A 6,000-nucleotide genomic window follows, 5' to 3' on the forward strand; every position below is an offset into this window, starting at 1 on the left:
GCTATCGCATGCCGGTTTGACATTCTCGGCTACCAGCTACCTGGGGGTCCCGTGGGCTCTGTGATCAAGAAGCGCCGTAAGCGCATGGCGAAGAAGAAGCACCGCAAGCTTCTGAAGAAGACCCGCATCCAGCGGCGTAACAAGAAGTAACAGCGCGGATCTGCGAGGCGCCGATGACCCACACCGTGCTTGTCACCGGGGTCTCGCGCCACATCGGCGCCCGAGTGGCGAGCGTTCTCGCGGATGACCCGGATATCGACCGGGTCATCGGAGTGGATACGGTGCCGCCGCCTTCGCTCTCAGGTGATGGCGGCGTACCTCTCGGCCGGACGGAGTTCGTCCGCGTCGATCTGCGCAGCCCCGACATCGCGCAGGTGATCGCGGCCGCCGACATCGACACCGTCGTTCACATGAGCCTGGTGAGCGCTCCTCCCCGGAGCGGTGGCCGGGCACTCATGAAGGAGCACAACGTCATCGGCACCATGCAGTTGCTCGGTGCCTGTCAGCGGTCCGCGACGGTCCGCCGTGTCGTCGTGCGCTCCACCACCGCCGTCTATGGTTCCTCCCCGCACGATCCCGCGGTCTTCACCGAGAACGCCGAGCCGGCCGAGCCGCCGAGCCACGGCTATGCCAAGGACGCCTCCGAGGTGGAGGGCTATGTCCGGGGCTTTGCCAGGCGGCGCCGCGACATGGTCGTGTCGACGCTCAGGTTCGCCAACTTCATGGGTCCCGGCGTCGACTCCCCACTGACGCGTTACTTCGCCCAGCCCGTCCTGCCGACCGTGTTCGGGTTCGACCCGCGGCTGCAGTTCGTTCACGAGGACGACGCGGTCGAGGTGCTGCGGCGGATGGCGATGGAGGACCACCCCGGCACGTTCAACGTGGCCGGGGACGGCGTGCTGCTCCTGTCGCAGTGCGCGCGCAGGGTGGGCCTGCTTTCGCTTCCGATGCCCTCTCCCGTCTTCGGTCTCATGGGCGACCTCGCCCGCGGTGCGGGGCTGGTCGACTTCTCCCCCGAGCAACTCCGCCTGATGTGTCACGGCCGGGTGGTCGACACCACCCTGCTGTCCGCGGCTCTCGGCTGGAAGCCGAAGTTCTCCACCGCCACCGCCTTCGAGGATTTCATCCGCGCGCGGAATCTGGCCGGTGGCCTTCCCGCCGCCATGATGGACATGCTGTCCCGGGCGGTGACGGAATGACCGAGACGGCAGGGGAGAGCCGGGAGGCCGAGGTGATTCCCATCACCCGCGCCCGCACCCTTGGCGAGCCTGTCTCCGAGGAGACGCCGGACGAGCCTTTCCCCGGGCCGCCGACGGGCGGAGGCGACGATCAGCGGCTGGCCGAACTGCTCGCCTTCCTGCGGCGCCGGGTGACCGGAGAGTACGAGGTCGACGAGTTCGGGTTCGATCCCGAGCTCACCGACAGGGTGCTGCTGGAGCTGATCCGCCCGCTGTACCGCCACTGGTTTCGCACCGAGACCGTCGGCCTGCACAACGTGCCCGGCGACTCCGGCGCCCTGGTCGTGGCCAACCACTCGGGCACCCTCCCGCTTGACGGGCTCATGCTGCAGGTGGCCCTGCACGACGAACATCCCGCGCGCCGCGCGCTCCGCCTGCTGGGGGCCGACCTGGTCTACCGGCTCCCGGTGCTCGGGCATCTGTCCCGTAAGACCGGCCACACCCTCGCCTGCCGCGAGGACGCCGACCGGCTGCTCCGCAAGGGCGAACTCGTCGGCGTCTTTCCCGAGGGGTTCAAGGGGGTCGGCAAGCCGTTCTCCGATCGCTACCGGTTACAGCGCTTCGGGCGGGGCGGCTTCGTCGCCTCCGCCATCCGCGCGGGCGTGCCGATCGTTCCCTGCGCCATCGTGGGCGCCGAGGAGATCTACCCCAAGATCGGTGACCTGCGTCTCCTGGCCAGAGTGTTCGGCCTTCCCTACCTGCCGGTCACGCCGCTGTTCCCCTGGTTCGGGCTCCTCGGGCTGGTCCCGCTCCCGTCCAAGTGGATGATCAGTTTCGGTGAGCCGATCCGTACCGACGAGTTCGACCCGGCCGACGCCGACGACCCGATGCTGGTCCTCAACCTCACGGACCAGGTCCGGGAGACCATCCAGCAGCAGCTGGACGAGCTCCGGCTCCAGCGCGGCCACGCGTTCCCGCCCTTCTTCTGAGGCTCTCCGGCCTCCCGCCGATCCGGATGGAGACCTGTCGCGTGAGCGCGCGCTCGGCGGACAAGCGGGGGCGATTTTTATTAGTCACGGCGTCTAACAACGAGTGCTTTCTGTAGGTATGGTGTGCTCAACATCGGTCTTCCGGATCAAGGGAGTGGTCATGGGCGCAGGCCGTACCGCGACAGGGGCCGCCATCGCCGGGCTGGCCGTGGGGGCGGTACTGGGAGTCGCCGTACGGCGGCGCAGGGCATACGCGGGCACGGTGCTCGGCGGGCACCGCGGCCGGTCGGCCACCGTCACCACCGGTGACGGCGTGCGGCTCGCGGTCGACATCGAGGAGGCCGGGGCGCCCGAGCTGGCTGTGATCTTCACGCACGGCTGGGTGATGAACAGGCACTGCTGGCACTTCCAGCGCGAGGCGCTCGCTGGCCGGACCACCCTGATCTTCTACGACCAGCGCGGGCACGGCGCCTCCTCGGCGGGTGCCCTCGACGCCTGCACCGTCGATCAGCTTGGTGACGACCTCGCCGCAGTGATCGAGGCCACCGTGCCCGAGGGGTTGCCGGTGGTCCTCGTCGGCCACTCCATGGGCGGTATGACGGTCATGGCGTTCGCCGGGCGGCATCCGGAGACGTTCGCCGCCAGGGTGGCGGGAGTGGCCCTGCTGAGCACGTCGTCCGGGCAGCTGAACGGCAGCACGTTCGGGCTCCCCGGGCCGATCGGGCGGCTCGCCCCGTGCGTCACGCCCCTCATGTTCGAACGCATGCTGGCCAGGGGCACGCTCATCGACCGCAGCGTGGCCCTCAAATCTCGCACCAACCTGCCGATGACCCGGTACGTCGCCTTCGGGCCCCGCGCCCCGCGCGAGCACGTGCGCTTCGTCAACGACATGGCCGCGGCCACCCCGACGGAGGTCATGGTCGGTTTCTTTCGTGACTTTCTCATCCACGACAAGCTGGCCGCGCTGGCCGCGTTCGGCGGGGTCGAGACGCTTGTCATGGTCGGGGACCGTGACCGTCTCACTCCACCGGCGCACAGCAGGCGCATCGCCGAGGCCCTGCCGGGCGCCAGGCTGGTCGTGTTCCCCGAGGCCGGCCACATGATCGGCCTGGAACGCCCGGAGGCCGTCAACCGGGAACTGTCCGCGCTGCTGGACCGGATCACGGCCGCCGGTACGGCAGGCTGACCGGAGCCGCGCCAGGCCGTCCTGCGGGCGCCGGAGCGGCGGGTGGGTCAGCCGCCGGAACGGTAGTGGCGGCGCAGGGCGATGGCGGCGGCGATGCTCCCCGCGAGGGCCCCGGCGCCCGCCGCGATGGGCAGGCCGATCAAGGTCGCCTTGCGGCCCGTGCGGAAGTCCTTTATCTCCCAGCCGTTCTCCCTGGCGAAGTCGCGCAACTCGGCGTCGGGGTTGATCGCGGTGGCATGGCCGACCAGGGAGAGCAGCGGCAGGTCGTTCGCCGAGTCGCTGTAGGCGGAGCAGCGGGTCAGATCGAGCCCCTCCCTGCGGGCCAGAGCCCTGACGGCCTCCGCCTTGGCCGGGCCGTGGAGCAGGTCGCCGACCAGGCGGCCGGTGTAGACGCCGTTCTCGGTCTCAGCGACGGTGCCGAGGGCACCGGTCAGGCCGAGGCGCTGGGCGATCACGCGGGCCAGCTCCACCGGGGTCGCGGTGACCAGCCAGACTCGCTGGCCGGCGTCGAGGTGTGCCTGCGCGATGGCGCGGGTGCCCGCCCAGATGCGGTCGGCCATCACCTCGTCGTAGATCTCCTCACCGAGCCGGATGATCTCCTCGACCTTGCTGCCCGCCACGAACGCCAGCGCGGTCTCCCTGGCCTCTGCGATGTGGGCCGGGTTCTCGTCGCCGCGGACCCGGAAGACCGCCTGGCCGAGCGCGAACCTGAACAGGTCCTTGCTGGTGAACAGGCCCCGGGAGGCGAGGCCCCGGGCGAAGTGGTAGATGGACGCGCCGCGCATCATGGTGTTGTCGACGTCGAAGAAGGCGGCGGCCACCGGGTCGGGTTCGGCCATCGGCATCGCCACGGCGGCCGCGGCCGCGACCTCCCCGGCCGCCTGCTCCCCGACCGTCGCCGTTTCGCCCCGTCGTCGTAGTAGCCGCCTCATAGCACCTCAGCTTAACCGGGACACGGGGGGTAGATCGGTAGCCGCCGTGTTAGCCAAATGTGACGTCTCGCTGTCATACGGCATGGCACGACCTGGACGGAACAGGCTAGTCGGGTGGAGCCAGACCGTCGATGTAGTTGAGGTAGACGTGGGCCTTGATCTGATCCTCGGCATCCATCTTGGGGATCATCCCACTGATCTGGGTGCGCTGTTTCTGGACGAAGCGCTTGAGCTCCCTGGCGTTCGCGGCGTCACGGCGCCGGACCTGCCTGAGGGAGGTCACCGCGGAGCGAGTGGTGTCCTCCATCGCCTGGAGGGTCTCCCCGATCATGTCCTCGCGCTCGCCGGAGCCCAGGAGTTCCTCGACCTCGCGGGCACGGGTCTCCGCGTAGCCGAAGGAGCGGTCGGCCCGCTCGGCCTCGTCGGTGCTCAGGTGGAACAGCGTCCTCTCGGCGGCGCGCTTGAGCGGGTAGAAGGTGTCACCGGGCATCGACCGGGAGGTCCATATACCGGAGGTGACCATCGCGGCCACCAGGACGACGCTCAGCAGCTGCGTGAACAGCCCCGTACGAGGTCTGCGCCGGGAGTGGCGCGGGCCGGTCGGCGGCCGCTCCGCGAGGTCCTCTCCGGGAGGGGGCTGGGTGAGCTGCTCGCGGAGCCTGGCGTGGAACTCGGGACGGGGGGTGGCCGCCATGCGGTTACCGAGGCGCGACACGCGGTTTTGGATGTGAGCCTGCGATCTCCGTGAGATTCCGGGCAGCCACTTCCCCATGAACGCTCCCTGCCGCCCCCAGCTCATGATCCATCGGTGTCACTTGCCTAACGACGACTCCGCACGTCAGGTTACGCGCCGCACCGGCATCGGCATGGTGAACAATCCTCTTGCGCCCGGCCGGACGCGGGATTCTTCCCGCAGGCTCCCCCGGGCGGGGTCCTTTGGGGCGGGGTAAGGGGCGCGGACGCGGCGTCAGCCCAGGTCCGAGGGGAGCGCGCGGGCCAGGGAGCGGATCGCGCGGAACTGCAGCGCCTTGATAGCGCCGCTCTTCTTGCCCATGATGAGCGCGGTCTCCGCCAGCGACATGCCGTGCAGGAAGCGCAGCACCACGCACTCCTGCTGCTCGGGGCCCAGGTCGCGGACGGCGCTGAGCACCCGGTCGCTGATCATCGAGATGACGACGGCGTTCTCCGGGATGTGCGGGCCGTCGAGCGGGGTGTCGATCACCTCGGCCGTTGTGACCTCAAGACGGTACCTGCCGGACTTGAAGTGATCGGTGATCAGGTTCCTCGCGATGGTCACGAGCCAGGCCCCGAAATCACGCCCTTGCCACGTGAAGTCAGTGATCCGGCGGAGCGCGCGGAGAAAGGTCTCGCTCGTGAGATCCTCGGCCAGCGGGTGTGAGCCGACCCGGAAATAGACATAGCGGTAGACCAGGGTGAGGTAGCGATCATAGAGCGTGCCAAAAGCATCCGTGTCTCCGGTTTTGGCACGCAAAACGAGCCTCCGGAGTTCTTCGGAGGCGTCCTCACGCAGAGTGAGGTCGTTACTGCGGACGGGCTGGGCCATCCCGACGGTCGTGGGGAGGTGCCCGGCGAGCGGCCACGTTTCAGGCATCCGGTATCCCTGAGGGGAAGGGGGTACGGCGTGCCTGATCACTCTAGGAAACCAAGCGGTAATTCCACAATCCACTTCGAAGCGCCGTGACTGGGGGTAATCA

7 protein-coding genes are annotated in these 6,000 nt (G+C 69.0%); 4 read left to right on the plus strand and 3 right to left on the minus strand.

All coding sequences use genetic code 11. The annotated features are described in order from the left end of the window. The first annotated feature begins 51 nt into the window (after positions 1-51). From ABZ260_RS05535 to ABZ260_RS05550, 4 genes are all read left to right on the plus strand, one after another. Complete coding sequence (locus ABZ260_RS05535) at positions 52-150, plus strand: AURKAIP1/COX24 domain-containing protein (RefSeq protein WP_018654693.1); 99 nt, start codon at positions 52-54, stop codon at positions 148-150. Between the two features lie 23 nt (positions 151-173). Continuing rightward, positions 174-1,199 carry an NAD-dependent epimerase/dehydratase family protein gene (locus tag ABZ260_RS05540; protein ID WP_355613313.1) on the plus strand — a complete coding sequence of 342 codons (1,026 nt, stop codon included), beginning with the start codon at positions 174-176 and terminating at the stop codon, positions 1,197-1,199. Beyond that, entirely contained in the window at positions 1,196-2,167 is a 972-nt protein-coding gene (locus ABZ260_RS05545) for a lysophospholipid acyltransferase family protein (protein WP_355613315.1), read from the plus strand. Before ABZ260_RS05540 ends, ABZ260_RS05545 begins: the two co-directional genes overlap by 4 nt. Positions 2,168-2,327: 160 nt before the next feature. Beyond that, positions 2,328-3,353: an alpha/beta hydrolase gene (locus ABZ260_RS05550; protein WP_355613317.1), complete on the plus strand. Its 1,026-nt coding sequence runs from the start codon at positions 2,328-2,330 to the stop codon at positions 3,351-3,353. A gap of 47 nt (positions 3,354-3,400) precedes the next feature. On the opposite strand, the gene ABZ260_RS05555 is transcribed toward ABZ260_RS05550, so the two are convergent. The 3 genes from ABZ260_RS05555 to ABZ260_RS05565 all read right to left on the minus strand — a co-directional run bounded on the left by ABZ260_RS05555 (position 3,401) and on the right by ABZ260_RS05565 (position 5,897). After that, positions 3,401-4,285, minus strand: a complete 885-nt coding sequence (locus tag ABZ260_RS05555; RefSeq protein WP_355550534.1) for an HAD-IB family hydrolase — start codon at positions 4,283-4,285, stop codon at positions 3,401-3,403. Between the two features lie 106 nt (positions 4,286-4,391). After that, on the minus strand, positions 4,392-4,979 hold the full coding sequence (locus ABZ260_RS05560; RefSeq protein WP_355613319.1) for a DUF5667 domain-containing protein: 588 nt from the start codon (positions 4,977-4,979) through the stop codon (positions 4,392-4,394). A gap of 273 nt (positions 4,980-5,252) precedes the next feature. Continuing rightward, entirely contained in the window at positions 5,253-5,897 is a 645-nt protein-coding gene (locus tag ABZ260_RS05565; protein ID WP_051752836.1) for a sigma-70 family RNA polymerase sigma factor, read from the minus strand. Between the last annotated feature and the right edge of the window lie 103 nt (positions 5,898-6,000).

Origin of the sequence: Streptosporangium sp. NPDC006013, from assembly GCF_040614275.1 — a bacterium.
Classification (GTDB): domain Bacteria; phylum Actinomycetota; class Actinomycetes; order Streptosporangiales; family Streptosporangiaceae; genus Streptosporangium.